Source organism: Mycobacterium sp. NGS29, from assembly GCF_059812965.1.
The window spans coordinates 1-16,620 of record NZ_JCALDR010000014.1 but is presented as its reverse complement, the minus strand read 5'-3'; the positions used below and the strand labels follow the sequence as shown (position 1 = coordinate 16,620).

The following is a 16,620-nucleotide window of genomic DNA, read 5'->3' as shown; positions in this document are numbered from 1 at the left end:
ATGCGGCGTCAATTGCCAGCCCCGTTGGCAGCGCCGAGGTACACCTCGATCATCTCGGCCAGGGCCTTACCCACTGCCGCGTCGTCGGTCAGCGGTCCGGCTATCGCGGCCAGCGCCGCCTCCGGCATGCTCAGCCCCTCCGCCACCAGCCTGCCGGCTGCGATGAGCACCCGGGTCGAGGCGACCTCGCGGAGTCCACCGGTCTCCAGCCGGCGGATGGCCTGTCCGAATCGCACCAGTTCGGCAGCCGTGTCCGCATCCACCCCCGCCTCGTGCGCCACGATCCCCTCTTCGACATCCGGTGCGGGGAAATCGAATTCGATGGCGACCATACGTTGGCGCGTCGAGTCCTTGAGATCCTTGAGCACGCTCTGGTAGCCGGGGTTGTACGACACCACCAGACCGAATCCGGGTGCCGCGTCCAGCGTTTCGCCCAGCCGCTCGATGGGCAGTTGCCGCCGGTAGTCTGCGAGCGGATGCAACACCACCGTGGTGTCCTGCCGAGCCTCCACCACCTCGTCCAGATAACAGATCGCGCCTTCGCGCACCGCCCGGGTCAGTGGGCCGTCCACCCACACCGTCTCGTCGCCGCGCAACAGATACCGCCCGACCAGATCGGCAGTGGTGAGGTCGTCGTGACAGGCGACGGTGATCAATGGCCGGCCCAGGTCGTGTGCCATCGCTTCGACGAACCGGGTCTTGCCGCAGCCCGTCGGGCCTTTCAGGACCAGCGCCAGGCCCTGGCGGTACGCCGCTTTGAACACGGCCTCCTCCCGGCCGACCGCCTTGTAGTAGGGCCGCAAGTTCTTCACCTCAGGGGTTGCGCCGTTCCGGTAAGCGAGTCCGGACTCGTTGGCCATGGCTTCCCTTCTCCCGCCGTAGGTAGCAGCGTAGCCGGAACAGATGTTTGTTTCAAGTGCGAGGGCCGCTGCTGTACCGATCGGCGTGAACACGCGAACGCTGTTCTGGGACAACAGATCATGACACGCGGCGCTGGACCTCCGCGGCGCGCAGGGCGGACCTAAACAGTGGACCGATCACTCCGGCGAGCTGATCCGGGCGGGCGATTGTCGCGTGCGCGGTGCTGCCGAAAACACGGCGCAACGACTGCACATCCGTTCCCGCGCCGATCGTCAGACACACGCATCCGGTGCCTCGCCGACGCGCTTCGGACAAGGCGCGGCGCGCGTCGGCCGCACCGTAGGGCCGCTCGTAGCCGTGGTCATAGGCCAGGCCGTCGGACAACACCACCAGCAACCGTCGCGCCGTGCCGCCGCGCGCCTCCAGCACCGTCGAACCGTGCCGGATCGCCGCGCCCAACCGTGAATACGCACCCGGCTCCAGGCTGTTGAGCCGTCTCATCACGCGCGTGTCGAAATGGTCATCAAACCGCTTGACCGGCACCATGTTCACCGCACCCCGCCCTTGCGAGTAGTACGCGTAGAGCGCCACCCGGTCCCCCAGGTCGTGCAGCGCAACGGCCAGGTTGGCGACCGCCGCGCGCTGCTGCTCGTGCACCGTGCGCCCCACCGTGCCGGGCTCGGCGGTCGACCCTGACACGTCAAGCAACAACAGCACCGACAGGTCCCGCCGTCGCCGCAGACTGTCCAGGTACACCGCTTCATCGGGCGCCGAGCCGGCCCGTATCTCGACGCGGGCCTCCACCGCTGCGTCGATGTCGATGTCGTCGCCCTGCGACTGACGATGGCGGCGGTGCAGACCCATGCCGAGTCGAGACAGCGGACGCCGCACGAAGATCGCGCCGTCGATCGCCTGGGTGGCGGCGGCCTTGATCGTGGGTTCGACCTCGCGCACGGTGCACCAGGCAGGCCGATAGCGTTTGTTGCCCGCATCCCATTCGGGATATCGCGCACCGCCGGCCTGCGCCTGATGAATCCGGTCGTCCTCACTCGACGTCGACGCCAGCGACGACACGGCGTACGCCCCGCGCTTTCCGGAGTCGGTGCGATGCGTCGGGTCGTCCGCGCCGGGCGGTCCGCCCCCGCCGCCGGTCTTGCGTGCGGACGACAGCATCTTCTTGAGCCACTTGCCGATGAAACCGCCGCCGCCGACCGGGCTGGTGAACAGGTCGGGATCGTCGGAATCGTCGATCTCGTCGTCGTCCAGCTCCTCGAGCCGCTCCGGCTCCTGCGCCTTAGTGCTCCGCGGAACATGTTGGGCACCAGCCTGTTCCGTGGCTTCCACCTGCCGCTCGCACGCGGCCAGCACCTTAGCGGCGCGGATAACACCGAATACTTGCGCGGGGTCGTCGAGCACGGTGCGTCCTTCGGCGATTCGCAATGAAGCAGCCGGCGAGTCGCTGCGATCGGCGATGTCGCAATCACCCAGGGAAGCCAGCGCTGTCGGCAAGAGGTCGCGGTTGGCGACCAGGGCGCGGTGCGCTTCGATCGACAGATAGCGGTTGGCCAGTCGTCGGTGCCGGACCAGTGCTCGCACGACCTCAGGTTGGAGGCTGCCCGCCGCGATCAATGAGGCCTGCACCGCAACCATCTCGCGCTGACGGCGGACGGTGTCCGACGGATCCAGATAGATCGTCTGGCCGTCGGTCCACGCCGCCGCACCCGATTGCAGGGCCACGACCGCTACCGGACGACCGGCCAGGGCGGAGGCGAGCATGCCCAGCCCCGCACCTACTGGTGCGTCCTTCCCCACCCGCGACCACCACCTTTCGATGACCAAATATCTGTTCCACCGTAGGGTCGGGTCGCGGCGCAGTCAACGAGAGTCGCTCCACCGACGGGGATGCGCCGTGATTGACCAAATATCTGTTCCAACGTAGAGTTCGGCTTGGCCGTAGCCGATCGCATGGGGTCGAATAGGAAACGTGGACTTCTCATACCCGGTGGAAGTTGAGCGCTTCCGCGACGAGTTGCGCAACTGGTTGTCGGCGAATCTGACCGACGAATTGCGCGCCGCCCGGCGACCGTCCGCCCGTGATGACGCGGTATTCGAACAGCTGCGCGCCTGGGACGCGACCGCGGCCGACGCGGGCTGGGGTGCCGTCGCCTGGCCGCGGGAATACGGTGGCCGCGGTGCCACCGTCCTCGAACAACTGGTGTACACCGAGGAGACCACCCGGGCGCGAGCGCCGTTGCCGCTCAATGTGATCGGGATGAACAATATTGCGCCGGCGATCATGCAGTACGGCACCGAATCGCAGAAGACCACCCTGCTGCCCCGGATGATGCGAGCCGACGACATCTGGTGCCAGGGCATGTCCGAGCCCGAGGCAGGTTCCGACCTGGCCGCACTACGCACCAAGGCGGTTCGCGACGGCGACGAATTCGTGGTCACCGGGCAGAAGATCTGGACCTCGCTGGGCCATAAGGCCAAGTGGTGCCAGCTCTACGTCCGCACCGATCCGGACGCCCCGAAACACAAGGGCATCTCGTGCCTGATCGTGGACATGACGCTGCCCGGCATCGAGGCGCGTCCGCTGGTGACCCTCAACGGCGACACCGATTTTGCCGAGGTGTTCTTCCACGACGTGCGGGTGCCCGCCGACGCGCTGCTCGGGCCGCTCAACGCGGGCTGGCAGGTCGCCACCACCACGCTGAGCCACGAACGTGCCGGTGCGGCGCGGCTTTACGCCGAATTGCATGTGCGACTGGACGAGCTGATCGCCGACCTGGCGGCGGTGGATGGTGGCGCCGCGCTGGAGGACCCGGTAGTGCTGCGCCGGCTGGGTGAACTCGGCGTGCGGATCAAGTATCTGGAAGTGCTCTGCCTGCGCGGCATTTCCGCGACGTTGCACGGCGGATCCGAGCAGCAGGCACTTGCGGCGGCCAGCCTGGCCAAGACCGTATGGGGTGAGGTCGGGCAGAGCCTGGCCGCTCTGGCTTTCGACGTACTGGGCACCCGCGGCGTGCACGGCCACTGGGCCGACTACCGGTTGTCGTCGCGGTCGCTGACCATCGCCGGCGGCACGAGTCAGATCAACAAGAACATCACCGCACAGCGCGTCCTGGGGTTGCCGCGCCGATGAACCTCGAACTGACCGAAGAGCAACTCGCCCTGCGTGCCACGGTGCGACGCTTTCTCGTTGAGCAGGCACCGATTTCGGAGCATGTACGTCTGCTGCTCGACGATCCCACCGGTACCACCGATGCGGTGTGGCGCGGCCTGGCCGAGCTCGGGGCCACCGGCCTGCTGGTGCCGGACGAACTCGGCGGCGCCGGGATGACGATGGTGGAGGCCGGCATCGTCGCCGAAGAACTCGGCGCCGCGCTGCACCCGGGCCCCTGGTTGTCCACTGCCGTGGCGGCCGCGCGGATCCTGACCCGTCTCGGCGGCGATCCGGCCGGGCGGATCCTGCGCGGGATCGCCGACGGCACCACAGTTGCGGTCTTGGCCGAGCAGTCACAAAAGCCCCTCATTTCGTCCCGAAACGGGGGCGTTTGTGTCTGCTCGCCGCCGTTGACGGTGCCCGACGCGGCGGCGGCCGATCTGCTGCTGGTCCTTGCCGAAGACGAGGACGGCACCGCGCTGTTCGCGGTCGACACCACCGACCCCGGCGTCACGATGACACCCGAGCGCGGTATCGACAAGACCCGCAAGCAGTTTCGGGTCGATTTCGACAACGCCGGCGCACAGCGGATCGGTACGCTGACCCCCGACGCCATCGACGCGGTGATCGACGACGTCCTCATCGCGATGGCCGCCGACGCACTCGGGGCCGCGCGGGCCGTGCTGGACATGACCGTCGAATATGCCAAGACGCGAAGGCAATTCGACCAGCCGATCGGGTCTTTCCAGGCCGTCCAACATCTCTGCGTCGACATGTATGAGACGGTGGAGCTGGCGCGCAGCGGTGTGGTGCACGCCCTGTGGGCCGCCGACTCGTGTCCCGAGCAGCGGCACCTGGCGGCGTTGCGGGCCAAAGCTTTCGCCGGCCGGTTGGCCGCCGTCGGCGACACCGCGATTCAGGTTTTCGGCGGCATCGGTTTCACCTGGGAACACGATGCGCACCTCTACCTCAAGCGGCTGCTCAGTTGGAGCGCTTATCTCGGCAGCCCCGATCGTTATCTCACCGAGGTGGGCGTACAGCTCGCCGGAAGCACCTGATCATGGATATCGATTACCTGCTCAGCGCCACCCGGTCCGCGCGCAAGTCCCTGGACCTGGATGCTCCCGTCGATCCGGCCGAGATTCGCGCCTGCCTGCAAACCGGGCTGCAGGCCGCGAACGGCTCGAATTCGCAGACCTGGCGGTGGCTGGTGGTCACCGACCCGGATGTGCGCGAGCAGATCGCACAGTTCTATCGGGAGGCCTATCTGCGTCGGGTCGGCGGCCAACTGCTCGCCAAGTTCCTGCCGGCCGGGACGCCGGAGAGTCGGCTGATGTCATCCACCGAGTGGCTGGTCGACAACATGTCCCGGGTGCCGGTGCTCGTCATCCCGTGCTACCAGCCGTATCTGCCGCGCATCGAGGGTGACGAGTCGTTCCATCTGGCGACGCTGTACGGCTCGATCTTCCCCGCGGTATGGAACTTCCAGCTGGCGCTGCACACCCGCGGCTACGGCACGTGCATCACGACGCTGCACCTGCATCACGAGGCCGCGGTCGGCGAGTTGCTCGGCATTCCAGCGAGCTACGTCCAGGGTTGTCTGCTACCTGTCGGGCGGCTGCGCGCCGGCCACACGTTCCGGCCAGCTCCGCGAGTGCCGATCGAGAAAGTCGTTGCATCCAACCACTGGACCGGCCCGCCCATTTAGCATGGTCAACGCGTCCGTCGCGGGTCTGTAAGCAGCGCGTTTGCCGCGGCCAGTCTGATAACCTCTAACAAAGATTTGGTTCGGCGGGAGGACGCGATTCGCATGGTGTTCGCTCTGCGATCCGCGTCGTCCGGCAGGCTGGCACGCCGCCGACCATGACCGACAGCGCAATCGAAAGCGGGACCCGGCGGACCGAGATCCTCGAGACCGCTGCTTCGCTGATCGCTTCCTCGGGTCTGCGTACCTCGCTGCAGGAGATCGCCGATGCGGCAGGCATTCTCCCAGGTAGCCTCTACCACCATTTCGAGTCCAAAGAGGCGATTCTGGTCGAGCTGATTCGTCGCTACCAGGCCGATTTGGACCGCATCGGGCAGAGCGCTCAGGCCAAGCTGGACGAGCCGGATCCGCGTCCGCCCGCCGAAAAGATCGTCGAGTTGGGCCGCGCGATCGCCAACTGCGCGGTGCGACACCGGGCTGCGCTGCAGATGTCGTTCTACGAGGGCCCCAGCGCGGACCCCGAATTGATGAAGCTGACCCGCCAGCAGCCCACCGCAGTGCAGGAGGCGATGCTGCAGACGCTGCGCGCCGCTCGATCCAGTGGCTACATCACCGACGCCGATCTGCCGATCCTGGCCGATCGGATTTGTCAGACCATGCTGCAGGTCGGTCTGGACGTCATGCGGCACAATTCCTCAGCCGACCAGGTGGCGGCATTGCTGTGTCGAATCATCCTGCAGGGCTTGGCATCCCGACCACCTGCGGATCGGGTGCTGGATCGGTCGAAGGCTTTCAGCGCGGCCACCGACGTCATCGACACATGGGCCGACGACAGCGAAGCCGACCCGAGCGATAAAGCGGCCCACTTACGTGCAGTGGCCCGAACGGAGTTCGGCCGCAAGGGGTACGAAGTCACCACCATCCGCGACATCGCATCGGCAGCCGGATTGGGTACCGGCACCGTCTACCGGGTGATCGGTTCCAAAGACGAACTGCTGGCGTCGATCATGCGCTCGTTCGGCCAGAAGGTCGAAGCCGGATGGGTCGCCGTGTTGCGTGCGGAGGCGACGACCATCGAAAAGTTGGACGCGCTGAGCTGGGTCAATGTCAACGCTCTGGACCAGTTCTCCGATGAGTTCAGGATTCAACTCGCGTGGATGCGTCAGTCTCCGCCCCGCGACGCGGTCAACCCGGGTTGGTCCTACACGACCCGGTTGCGTCAGATGAAATCGCTGCTCTCCGAAGGCATCCGGTCTGCAGAGATCGGCCTCGAGGCGCCGTCGGCCACCATGTTGGCGCGCTGCGTCATCGGCATGCAGTGGATACCGGAGAACATCCTGCGCGAGGTGGGCACCCGCACGTCGCTCATCCTGGCGCGGGACACCGTGTTGCGCGGGGTCGCGGTGCGCGGCAAGTAGACCAGTCATCCGTTTCGGGTGCCACGCGTAACGTCGACGTCATGGCGAACATCATCATCATCGGCGGCCACGGCAAGGTCGCATTGCAGCTGGCCCGAATCCTGACCGAGCGTGGCGACCAGGTGACCTCGATCGTCCGCAATCCCGGCCACACCAGCGACGTTGCGGACACCGGTGCCGAACCGACCACGGCCGACATCGAGGAGCTCGGCACCGACGACATTGCCGGCCTGCTGGCGGGACACGACGCCGTCGTCTTCGCCGCCGGGGCCGGTGGCGGCGACGCGGCGCGCACCTATGCCGTGGACCGCGATGCCGCGATCCGGGTGATCGACGCGGCAGCGCAGGCCGGCGTCAGCCGGTTCGTCATGGTGTCCTACTTCGGCGCCGGGGCGAACCACGGTGTGCCTGAGGATGACTCGTTCTTCGCCTACGCCAAGGCCAAAGCGGCCGCGGACGAACACCTGCGCGCCACCGACCTGGACTGGACCGTGCTGGGACCGGGCCGACTCACCGAAGACCCGGGAACCGGGCGCATCGCGATAGGCGAAGCCAAAGGATCGGTAGCGCGGGCCGACGTGGCAGCCGTCGCCGCCGCCGTCCTCGCCGACGACTCGACAATCGGCCGAACCGTCGAGTTCAACAACGGCGACGTCCCGATCGCCGAAGCGCTGGCGACCTGAAGATCGCGCACAGAGTAGCCTTGGCGACGCAGCTGGTCTGCCGTCGTCGCACCTGTGGCGCCGGCATCGAGCGAGGCCTTGATGGCTCGCGAGAGGGAATCCGGTGAGAATCCGGAACTGTCCCGCAGCGGTATGCAGGAACGACCGCCGTCTTTGACAAGCACTGGTCCCGAGAACGGACTGGGAAGCGACGGCCAGTAGGAGCACCACCCGGTGCGCGCCTGTGAGTCCGAAGACCTGCCAGCTGTGCCGGACGCGCCGCGTTCGGCGGCACATCGCCTCGTGGAATGGGCGTTTGGCCGGGGCCGTTGCGGTTGATGCATGCCGTAACGCGATCGGTTGCGCGTCCGCGGGCGGTGTCCACACCGTCGAATCCGAAGGACCAGCTCGTGACCGCACCAACTTCTCCGAAATTCACCGCCACCATTACCGGCTCCCCCCGCATCGGCCCGCGCCGCGAACTCAAGCGCGCAACCGAGGGCTACTGGGCCGGCCGCACCAGCCGATCCGACCTGGAGTCGGTCGCCGCGTCGCTGCGCCGCGACACCTGGACTCAGCTGGCCGCCGCCGGCCTGGACTCGGTGCCGGTGAACACGTTCTCCTACTACGACCAGATGCTCGACACCGCGGTCCTGCTCGGCGCGCTGCCGGCCCGCGTCAGTGGGGTCTCCGACGAGCTGGACCGCTACTTCGCGGCGGCGCGCGGCAACGACGACATCTCGCCGCTGGAAATGACCAAGTGGTTCGACACCAACTACCACTATCTGGTCCCTGAGATAGGCCCGTCCACCCGGTTCGGGCTGCACCCCCACAAGGTGCTCGCCGAGCTGAAGGAAGCCCACGAGCTGGGCGTCCCCGCGCGTCCCGTCATCATCGGTCCGGTCACGTTCCTGCTGCTCAGCAAGGCCGTAGACGGCGCTACGGCTCCGATCGAACGATTGCAGGAACTGGTGCCGATCTACGCCGAACTGCTGGCGCTGATCGCCGACAGCGGCGCCCAATGGGTCCAGTTCGACGAGCCCGCCCTGGTCACTGACATCTCCCCCGACGCTCCGGCACTCGCGGAGGCGGTCTACAACGCTCTGGGTGGAGTGGCCCACCGGCCGTCGATCTACGTCGCCACCTACTTCGGCAACCCGGGCGCGTCGCTGGCAGGGCTGGCCCGCACACCCGTCGAGGCCATCGGCGTCGACCTGGTCTACGGCGCTGACACGGGGATCGCGGCCGTTCCAGAACTGGCCGACAAGACGCTGGTGGCCGGCGTGGTGGACGGCCGCAACATCTGGCGCACGGACTTGCAGTCCGCGCTGAGCAAGCTGGCGAGTCTGCTGGGCTCGGCGGCCACGGTGGCGGTGTCGACGTCGTGCTCAACCTTGCACGTCCCGTATTCGCTGGAACCGGAAACCGGCCTGGACGATGCACTGCGCAGTTGGCTGGCGTTCGGCGCCGAGAAGGTGCAAGAGGTCGTCGTTCTCGCGCGTGCACTGCGCGAGGGACGCGAGGCGGTCGCCGATGAGATCGAGGCATCCAATGCGGCGGTGGCCTCGCGCAAGCAGGATCCGCGCTTGCACAACGATCGCGTCCGCGCCCGCATCAATGACATCGTGGCGTCCGGCACGCATCGCGGTGACCCGGCTGAGCGGCGGGCCAGTCAGGAGGCGCGGCTGCAGCTGCCTGTGTTGCCCACCACGACGATCGGTTCTTACCCGCAGACCTCGGCGATCCGCGTCACACGGGCCGCGCTGCGATCCGGCGAGATCGACCAGTCCGAGTACGAGCGTCGGATGAAAGCCGAGATCGCCGACGTCATCAAACTGCAGGAGCAACTCGGGCTGGACGTGTTGGTGCACGGCGAGCCGGAACGCAACGACATGGTGCAGTACTTCGCCGAACAGCTCGACGGCTTCTTCGCCACCGACAACGGCTGGGTGCAGTCCTACGGCAGCCGCTGTGTGCGGCCGCCGATCCTGTTCGGCGATGTGTCCCGGCCGCAGCCGATGACGGTCGAGTGGATCACCTATGCGCAGTCGCTGACCGAACAGCCGGTGAAGGGCATGCTGACCGGTCCGGTGACCATCCTGGCGTGGTCGTTCGTCCGCGACGATCAGCCGCTGGCCGACACCGCCAACCAGGTCGCCCTGGCGATCCGGGACGAGACGGTGGATCTGCAGTCGGCCGGGATCGCGGTGATCCAGGTCGACGAGCCGGCGTTGCGGGAATTGCTGCCGCTGCGACGCGCCGATCAGGACGGGTACCTGCAGTGGGCGGTGGCGGCGTTCCGGCTGGCCACCTCCGGGGTGGACGACTCCACCCAGATCCACACCCATCTGTGCTATTCGGAGTTCGGCGAGGTGATCGGCGCCATCGCCGACCTGGATGCCGACGTCACCTCCATCGAGGCGGCCCGGTCGCATATGGAGGTCCTCGACGACCTCAACGCGATCGGATTCTCCAACAGTGTCGGGCCCGGCGTCTACGACATCCACTCACCACGGGTGCCGAGTACGCAGGAGATGGTCAAGTCGTTGCGGGAAGCATTGAAAGCTGTTCCCTCACAGCGTCTTTGGGTAAACCCCGACTGCGGCCTCAAGACCCGCCGGACCGATGAGGTGACCGCGTCGCTCGAGCACATGGTGGCCGCGGCGCAGGAGGTGCGCGCGGGTCTGTAGCGCCCACGCTCGCCGAGCGTCACGCCAGCGTGACGTTCGGCGTCCACCGCCACCCCAGCGTGACACTGGACGCAAGGAGAGACTCGCCACGCTGCCACGCTCGCCGAGCGTCACGCCAGCGTGACGTTCGGCGTCCACCGCCACCCCAGCGTGACACTCGACGCAAGGAGAGACTCGCCACGCTGCCACGCTCGCCGAGCGTCACGCCAGCGTGACGTTCGGCGTCCACCGCCACGCCAGCGTGACACTCGACGCGAGGAGAATCACTCCGACAGCACCTGGACCGGCACGTCGTCGGCCCAGGGCTGCCGGGTCACCATGTCGGCGACCCGCAGGTAGCCGTGCTCGAATTCGCCGGTGGCAGCGTCGTATAGCCGGTAGCGCTGGGTTTGCCGGTGGATCGGCTGTGCGTCGAGCAGCACCACCCGCACCTCGCCGGGCTCGAATTGGCACCGGCGCTGCATCGCCTGGATCAACTGCTCGTTGTGCATGTGGCCGTCGCCGAAATTCCAGCCGATCGCGGTGCTGCAGATCCGCTCCCCGTCGGTGATCACGTAGTCGTCCTCGTTCTGCCCGGCCATCGCCCGATGCGCCAGGGTGAACAACGCCCGGCCGTGCGTGTTGAACCCACGAAACGCATAACCCATGTAGATCGGTATCTGCGCAGCTTCCGGGCTGCCGTAGAACCGCTCCAGCTGCGCCTGCGGCATGCTGGAGATCGCGACGATGCCGCGCGAAATCTTCTCGCTCCCTGAGGGTTTGATGCACCACAGGGTGGTGTCCCAGTTTCCGGCGTAGTACCGCATGCCGGGCAGGAACGAGATCTTGCGCGGTACCAGATTGCCCGCGATTACCACGCCCACCAACAACGCGAACAGAATCGCCACCGGCACAGGGTGTTTGAGATCGCCCAGGCCGATCTTGGCATGGCCGACGAACAGCGTCAGCACGCCGAAGATCATGAACACGTTCCATTCCAGCGGCACCCCCATCGGGATGGCGGACAGGATCCCCAGATGGAAGAGCACCATGACGGTGGCGGCAACCGTCAGCGGCCAACCGCCGTCGGCGAAGAACAGCGCCAGCGGCACACACATCTCGATGAACGTGCTGATATGGGCGATGATTCGGGACAGCCGGCCGGGGCGCAGGTCGTCGGGAAACTTCTCGAAGAAGCGCCGCTTGAGCCAACGAGTCCGCATCAGCGGGTTGTTCGACATCATCGTCGAGATGACGAACGGGAAGTGCTTGTTGAGCTTTGAGGTGGCTGCGCCCATCCAGATCACCAGGAACACCAGCTTGGCGGCCACGATCATGTCTGGCACGCTCCACGCGCCGAGCAGGAAGGTCACGGTCAGCGAACCGTAGACCTCACCGCGCGCGGCCAGGAAAATGACCTTGTCGCGCAGCCCACAAACGCCCAGCACCAACAGGATCGTCACGATCTGCCACGTCGGCAGCAGCCCCACCTTGCTGCCCACCGCCGGTATCGGACCGCTGCCGTCCGTGAACAGCGCGGTGATCAGCAGGATCAACAGCAGGGCATACAGTCCCACGTCGACCGGCTTGCGTTTGGTGCCGAAAGTCAGCGGAACGCGATCCGGCCACGGTGGCAGCCGGATGGTGCCGAACCGCAGCCAGTACAGGATCGAACCCAGTGGCGGGAAGAACCGGTTGTTCAGCGGTCCGAAGCCGCAGCCCAGACCGACCACTTCGAACAGCATCGTGTAGAGCACGACCTTCTCGAACACGATGGGCTCGGCGTACCAGGCCCGCACATTGGTGAAACCATCAATTCCCTTGGTACTGAACACAATCAGCCACGCCACGAGGATGTACAGCAGGATCTTGCCGACATAGAACAGGTGCAGCACCACCGGCGTGCCGAACCCCACCTCGGCCCAGTGCCGGGCCATCGGGCGGATCTTCTCGGCGCGGGTGCCCTTACTCCATTCGGCGAAGTCGACTTCCGGCAGTTGGGGCTTCAGGAATCCCATAAATTGACACACTAGAACGTGTTCTAGAGGTTCGTTGCATCAACTGGTCGCAGCGGGCCCGGAGTGGTCAAGGCGCTCCCGGCGGGAGGAAAGGCAGTGTCGGTGGGCACCCGCGCCGAGTCAACTCGAGTAGGGCGTCGACGTCGAGGTGCTGTTCGACGAGATCGCCCAGCAGGTCGAGGCGGCGCTCGCGAGCGGCGGCGAAGCGGGTACCCGACGGGACGAGCCCGAGCGTCTCGCGCAGAAAGGTCTCGCGCAGGGCGTCACCCTCCAGAGACCCGTGCCACATGGTGCCGAACACCTGACCGTCGCGCGCACCGCCGAGAAACTGCTCGGCCGAGCCGACCGCGGTCCTGCCGTGGTGAATCTCGTACCCGGACGCCGGCACGCCCAGCCCCTCCCCCCGCGGCAGTCGCAGCACCTTCTGCGCTTCGAATGTCGTTGTGACGTCGAGCAGGCCCAGGCCGTCGACTTCGGCAGGCGGCCCCTCTATCCCGTGCGGGTCCCGGATCGCCCGGCCCAGCATCTGAAATCCACCGCAGATGCCCAACAGCGGCTTTCCCGCAGCGGCGTGCGCCAGCACCGCGCGGTCCAAGCGCCTGGACCGAAGCCAGGCCAGATCGGCGATCGTCGCACGGGTTCCCGGCAGTACGACCAGGTCCGCATCGTCCAGGGCGCGGGGGTCCGCGGCGAACACCACGTCCACCTCGGGTTCCAGCCCTAAAGCGTCGATGTCGGTGAAGTTGCTGATCCGGGGAAGGCGCACCACGACCACCCGGCGGGCCGCCGATCCCGACGCGCGCCGGCCCGCCAGATCAAGCGCATCCTCTGAATCCAGCCACAGGTCGGGGTGCCACGGCAGAGTGCCGTACACCGGTCGCCCGGTGACCCGTTCCAAGTCGCGTAACCCCGGCGCGAGCAGGTCGAGATCACCGCGGAACTTGTTGACCACGAACCCTGCCAGCAACGCCTGGTCCTCGGCGGACAGCAGCGCGACGGTGCCCAGGAACGCGGCGAACACCCCGCCGCGGTCGATGTCACCGACCACCACCGTCGGCAGTCCCGCGTGCCGAGCCAGCCCCATGTTCACGTAATCTCCTGCGCGCAGGTTGATTTCGGCCGGGCTGCCAGCCCCTTCGGCGACGACCGCGTCGTAACGGCCGGCGAGGTCGTCGAACGCAAGGTGTGCCGCCTCGGCCAGCGCCCGGCGTCCGTCGAACCAGTCCGCCGAGTCCAGTTCGCCCCACGGTCTGCCCAGCAACACCACGTGGCTGCGGTGGTCGCTGCCCGGCTTGAGCAGGACCGGATTCATCGCGGGCTCAGGTGCCGCCTTCGCCGCGAGGGCCTGCACCCACTGGGCCCGCCCGATCTCCGCACCCGCCCCGTCCGGACCCGTGCAGACCATCGAGTTGTTGGACATGTTCTGCGCTTTGAAGGGCGCCACCCGCACCCCGCGCCGGGTCAGGGCACGGCACAGACCGGCGGTGACGGTGCTCTTCCCCGCGTCACTCGTCGTACCTGCCACCAGCAGACCTGACATCAGCACGAGCATGCCACCGCCGCCGGATGCGCGCGTCAGCGGACCCAGCGCAGCCGGTGACTCAAGTCACTCATCTCGCTACCTGGGGGCCGAGTAAAATTGTGGCTGCAGCTGGTTTGCTGGCGACATCGTTACCTTCGTCGGCATCGAGCGGCGAACGCTCATTCCAGGTTCGCCACAAGAGGGAACCTGGTGTGATTCCAGGACTGTCCCGCAGCGGTATGCAGGAACGACCACCGTCTTAAGCACTGGTCCACTAGCCCGGACCGGGAAGCGACGGTCAGTAGGTGCATCGCATTCGCGATGCGTGACTGCGAGTCCGAAGACCTGCCAGTTGCACCGGACGCGTCGCGCCCGGTGCGCGTCGCCTCGTGGATTGGGCGTATGGTCTTTGCTGGAACGTAGTCGTTCCGGCGGCGGGACGTCCCAGGATGGCGGCGGGCATCCCGTCGTACCGAAGGAACGTCGATGACTGCCCCGATCTGGCTGGCCTCGCCGCCGGAAGTGCATTCGGCGCTGCTGAGCAGCGGCCCCGGGCCCGGCCCGGTGCAGGCATCCGCGGCCGAGTGGACTGCGCTCAGCGTCACCTACACCGAAGCGGCTGACGAATTGTCCGCCGTGCTGGCCGGCGTGACGGCCGCAGCCTGGGAAGGTCCGACCACCGCCGCCTACGTGGCTGCCCATGCGCCGTATCTGGCGTGGCTGACACAAGCCAGTGCCGACAGCGCCGCCACCGCTGCTGCGCAGGAATCCACGGCTGTCGCTTACACGACCGCCCTGGCAGCAATGCCGACCCTGGCGGAGCTGGCCGTCAACCACACCGTCCATGCGGTGCTGACCGCAACGAATTTCTTCGGCGTCAACACCATTCCGATCGCGCTCAATGAAGCAGACTATGCGCGGATGTGGATTCAAGCCGCGACAATAATGGGCACCTACCAGGCGGTGTCCGATGCGGCCGTCGCTGCCACGCCGCAGACCGGCCCGGCTCCGCAGATTGTGAAGGCGGACGCAATGGCTGCGGCCGAAGCGGCAACGACGGCCAACCCGTTGGAGCAATTCCTGCAATGGGTGTGGCAGATGTATACCGCGTTCTACAACAACGTGATTCAGCCGCTCGTCGACTGGATGACGAGCATCCCATTCCTCCAGGCCATGTTCAGCGGGTTCGACCCTTACCTGATCATTCTGGGCAACCCGCTGACCTATCTCAGTCCGCTCAACATCGCGTTCGCGATTGGCTACCCGATGGACATCGGCACCTATGTGGCGCTGCTGTCGCAGATGTTCTCTTTTGTCGCACTTGATCTCACCGCAGCGTTCGCATCGGGCAATCCGTTGACGATCGGCTTCACCATCATGTTTGTCACCGTCGAGATCTTCGGCACGGTAATCACCGACACCATCGCATTGTTGAAAACCACGCTGGAGAGCACTCTTGCGCTGACTATGGCGATCGTTCCGCTGCTCACCGCGCCATTGGTGCCGCTGGCGGCCGGTGCGGTGCTGGCGCCCGTGGGCGTCAAAGGTTTGATGGCGCTCGCTGCGGTGGCGCCGCCGCCGGTAATCGCCGTGCCCACCGCACCCGCGCTAGCCACGCTGGCGCCGAGTGCGCCGCCCTCCACCCCCGGCGCACCACATTCTCCGTTTCAGCTGACGGCTTCGACTTCTGCGCCCGCAACGCCGCCGTCGGCCGCCGCGCCGCCGACGACGACCGGTACGGGTGTGGGCGCGCATATGGATGCGTTCGGCTACCTGATGGGTGACCTGGGTTCAGAGGTCAGGCGCGCAGCGAGCGGCCGTGCCCGCAGACAGGCGCCGGAAACCGACAGCGCCGAGATTCCGGCGCCTATCCCGGCGCCCGACGAGTCGGCCCGCGCAACGAGGCGCCGACGGAGGACGACCAGCATGGTTGGCCGTGGTTACCAGTACGCAGATCTGGAGCCGGACGTTGAATCACCGGTGGCAGCCGGCGACGACCGGTTTACGGCGGTCAGCGCCTCGGACAAGAACGCGGGAACCCTGGGGTTCGCCGGCGTCGCCCGCAAGCGAGGCGCCAGACCTGCAGGGCTGATCACACCTGCCGGTAACGAGATGAACGCCGGGCCGCGCGTACCGATGTTGCCCAGCACGTGGGAAGCGGAAGAATTCGAAGACAAACAACCACTAAGCACACAAAACTTCGGCTCCTACCCCGATAATTGGACAAACAAAGCAGAGGAGTGGGTGTCATGACGTTGCGAGTGGTCCCCGAAGGACTCGCCGCCGCCAGCGCTGCGGTGGAAGCGCTGACCGCGCGCTTGGCCGCCGCGCATGCCGCTGCAGCGCCATTGATCACTGCGGTGGTGCCGCCGGCGGCGGACCCGGTCTCCCTGCAGACCGCCGCCGGGTTCAGCGCTCAGGGCCAGGAACATGCGGCGGTCGCCGCTCAGGGCGTCAAAGAACTCGGGCGCGCGGGCGTCGGAGTCGGAGCGGCAGGGGCGAGCTACATCGCCGGTGATGCAGCGGCCGCCGCGACCTATGGGATTGCCGGCGGCTAGCCGGAATCGAATTCGAATCGAGAAGGTAGACAAGGAGAATC

At 66.8% G+C, this 16,620-nt stretch carries 12 protein-coding genes and 2 riboswitches; of the genes, 8 read left to right on the top strand and 4 right to left on the bottom strand.

All coding sequences use genetic code 11. The annotated features are described in order from the left end of the window. Positions 1-8 precede the first annotated feature (8 nt). Together AC5Y5Z_RS18340 and AC5Y5Z_RS18335 are read right to left on the bottom strand one after the other, a co-directional pair. On the bottom strand, positions 9-860 hold the full coding sequence (locus AC5Y5Z_RS18340; protein WP_463826784.1) for a CbbQ/NirQ/NorQ/GpvN family protein: 852 nt from the start codon (positions 858-860) through the stop codon (positions 9-11). 118 nt (positions 861-978) lie between these two features. After that, a complete protein-coding gene (locus AC5Y5Z_RS18335) occupies positions 979-2,637 on the bottom strand; it encodes a nitric oxide reductase activation protein NorD (protein WP_499926885.1) in 1,659 nt (552 codons plus the stop codon). A gap of 208 nt (positions 2,638-2,845) precedes the next feature. Between AC5Y5Z_RS18335 and AC5Y5Z_RS18330 the strand changes: the two genes are divergently transcribed. The 6 genes from AC5Y5Z_RS18330 to metE all read left to right on the top strand — a co-directional run bounded on the left by AC5Y5Z_RS18330 (position 2,846) and on the right by metE (position 10,502). Then, the gene (locus AC5Y5Z_RS18330) at positions 2,846-4,006 is read left to right on the top strand and encodes an acyl-CoA dehydrogenase family protein (RefSeq protein ID WP_499926762.1); all 1,161 of its coding nucleotides are present in this window, start codon (positions 2,846-2,848) and stop codon (positions 4,004-4,006) included. After that, entirely contained in the window at positions 4,003-5,085 is a 1,083-nt protein-coding gene (locus tag AC5Y5Z_RS18325) for an acyl-CoA dehydrogenase family protein (protein ID WP_499926760.1), read from the top strand. Before AC5Y5Z_RS18330 ends, AC5Y5Z_RS18325 begins: the two co-directional genes overlap by 4 nt. Before the next feature lie 2 nt (positions 5,086-5,087). Next, positions 5,088-5,735, top strand: a complete 648-nt coding sequence (locus AC5Y5Z_RS18320) for a nitroreductase family protein (protein WP_499926758.1) — start codon at positions 5,088-5,090, stop codon at positions 5,733-5,735. A 155-nt stretch (positions 5,736-5,890) separates the two neighbouring features. Continuing rightward, entirely contained in the window at positions 5,891-7,150 is a 1,260-nt protein-coding gene (locus AC5Y5Z_RS18315) for a TetR/AcrR family transcriptional regulator (RefSeq protein ID WP_499926756.1), read from the top strand. A 41-nt stretch (positions 7,151-7,191) separates the two neighbouring features. After that, positions 7,192-7,833 carry an NAD(P)H-binding protein gene (locus tag AC5Y5Z_RS18310; RefSeq protein WP_499926754.1) on the top strand — a complete coding sequence of 214 codons (642 nt, stop codon included), beginning with the start codon at positions 7,192-7,194 and terminating at the stop codon, positions 7,831-7,833. 65 nt (positions 7,834-7,898) lie between these two features. Further along, positions 7,899-8,092: riboswitch (cobalamin riboswitch) on the top strand. A gap of 58 nt (positions 8,093-8,150) precedes the next feature. Then, positions 8,151-10,502, top strand: coding sequence for a 5-methyltetrahydropteroyltriglutamate--homocysteine S-methyltransferase (gene metE / locus AC5Y5Z_RS18305; RefSeq protein ID WP_499926883.1), 2,352 nt, complete (start codon positions 8,151-8,153; stop codon positions 10,500-10,502). 263 nt (positions 10,503-10,765) lie between these two features. On the opposite strand, the gene AC5Y5Z_RS18300 is transcribed toward metE, so the two are convergent. Together AC5Y5Z_RS18300 and AC5Y5Z_RS18295 are read right to left on the bottom strand one after the other, a co-directional pair. After that, the gene (locus AC5Y5Z_RS18300; RefSeq protein ID WP_499926752.1) at positions 10,766-12,499 is read right to left on the bottom strand and encodes a DUF3556 domain-containing protein; all 1,734 of its coding nucleotides are present in this window, start codon (positions 12,497-12,499) and stop codon (positions 10,766-10,768) included. 67 nt (positions 12,500-12,566) lie between these two features. Further along, positions 12,567-14,039 (bottom strand): cobyric acid synthase, encoded by a 1,473-nt coding sequence (locus tag AC5Y5Z_RS18295; protein ID WP_499926750.1) that lies wholly within the window; start codon positions 14,037-14,039, stop codon positions 12,567-12,569. A gap of 131 nt (positions 14,040-14,170) precedes the next feature. Continuing rightward, a riboswitch (cobalamin riboswitch) is annotated at positions 14,171-14,388 on the top strand. 119 nt (positions 14,389-14,507) lie between these two features. Here AC5Y5Z_RS18295 and AC5Y5Z_RS18290 point away from each other — a divergent pair. Beyond that, complete coding sequence (locus AC5Y5Z_RS18290) at positions 14,508-16,274, top strand: PPE family protein (protein WP_499926748.1); 1,767 nt, start codon at positions 14,508-14,510, stop codon at positions 16,272-16,274. Further along, a complete protein-coding gene (locus tag AC5Y5Z_RS18285) occupies positions 16,271-16,579 on the top strand; it encodes a PE family protein (protein ID WP_499926746.1) in 309 nt (102 codons plus the stop codon). The genes AC5Y5Z_RS18290 and AC5Y5Z_RS18285 overlap by 4 nt, the downstream gene beginning before the upstream one ends. Positions 16,580-16,620 lie beyond the last annotated feature (41 nt).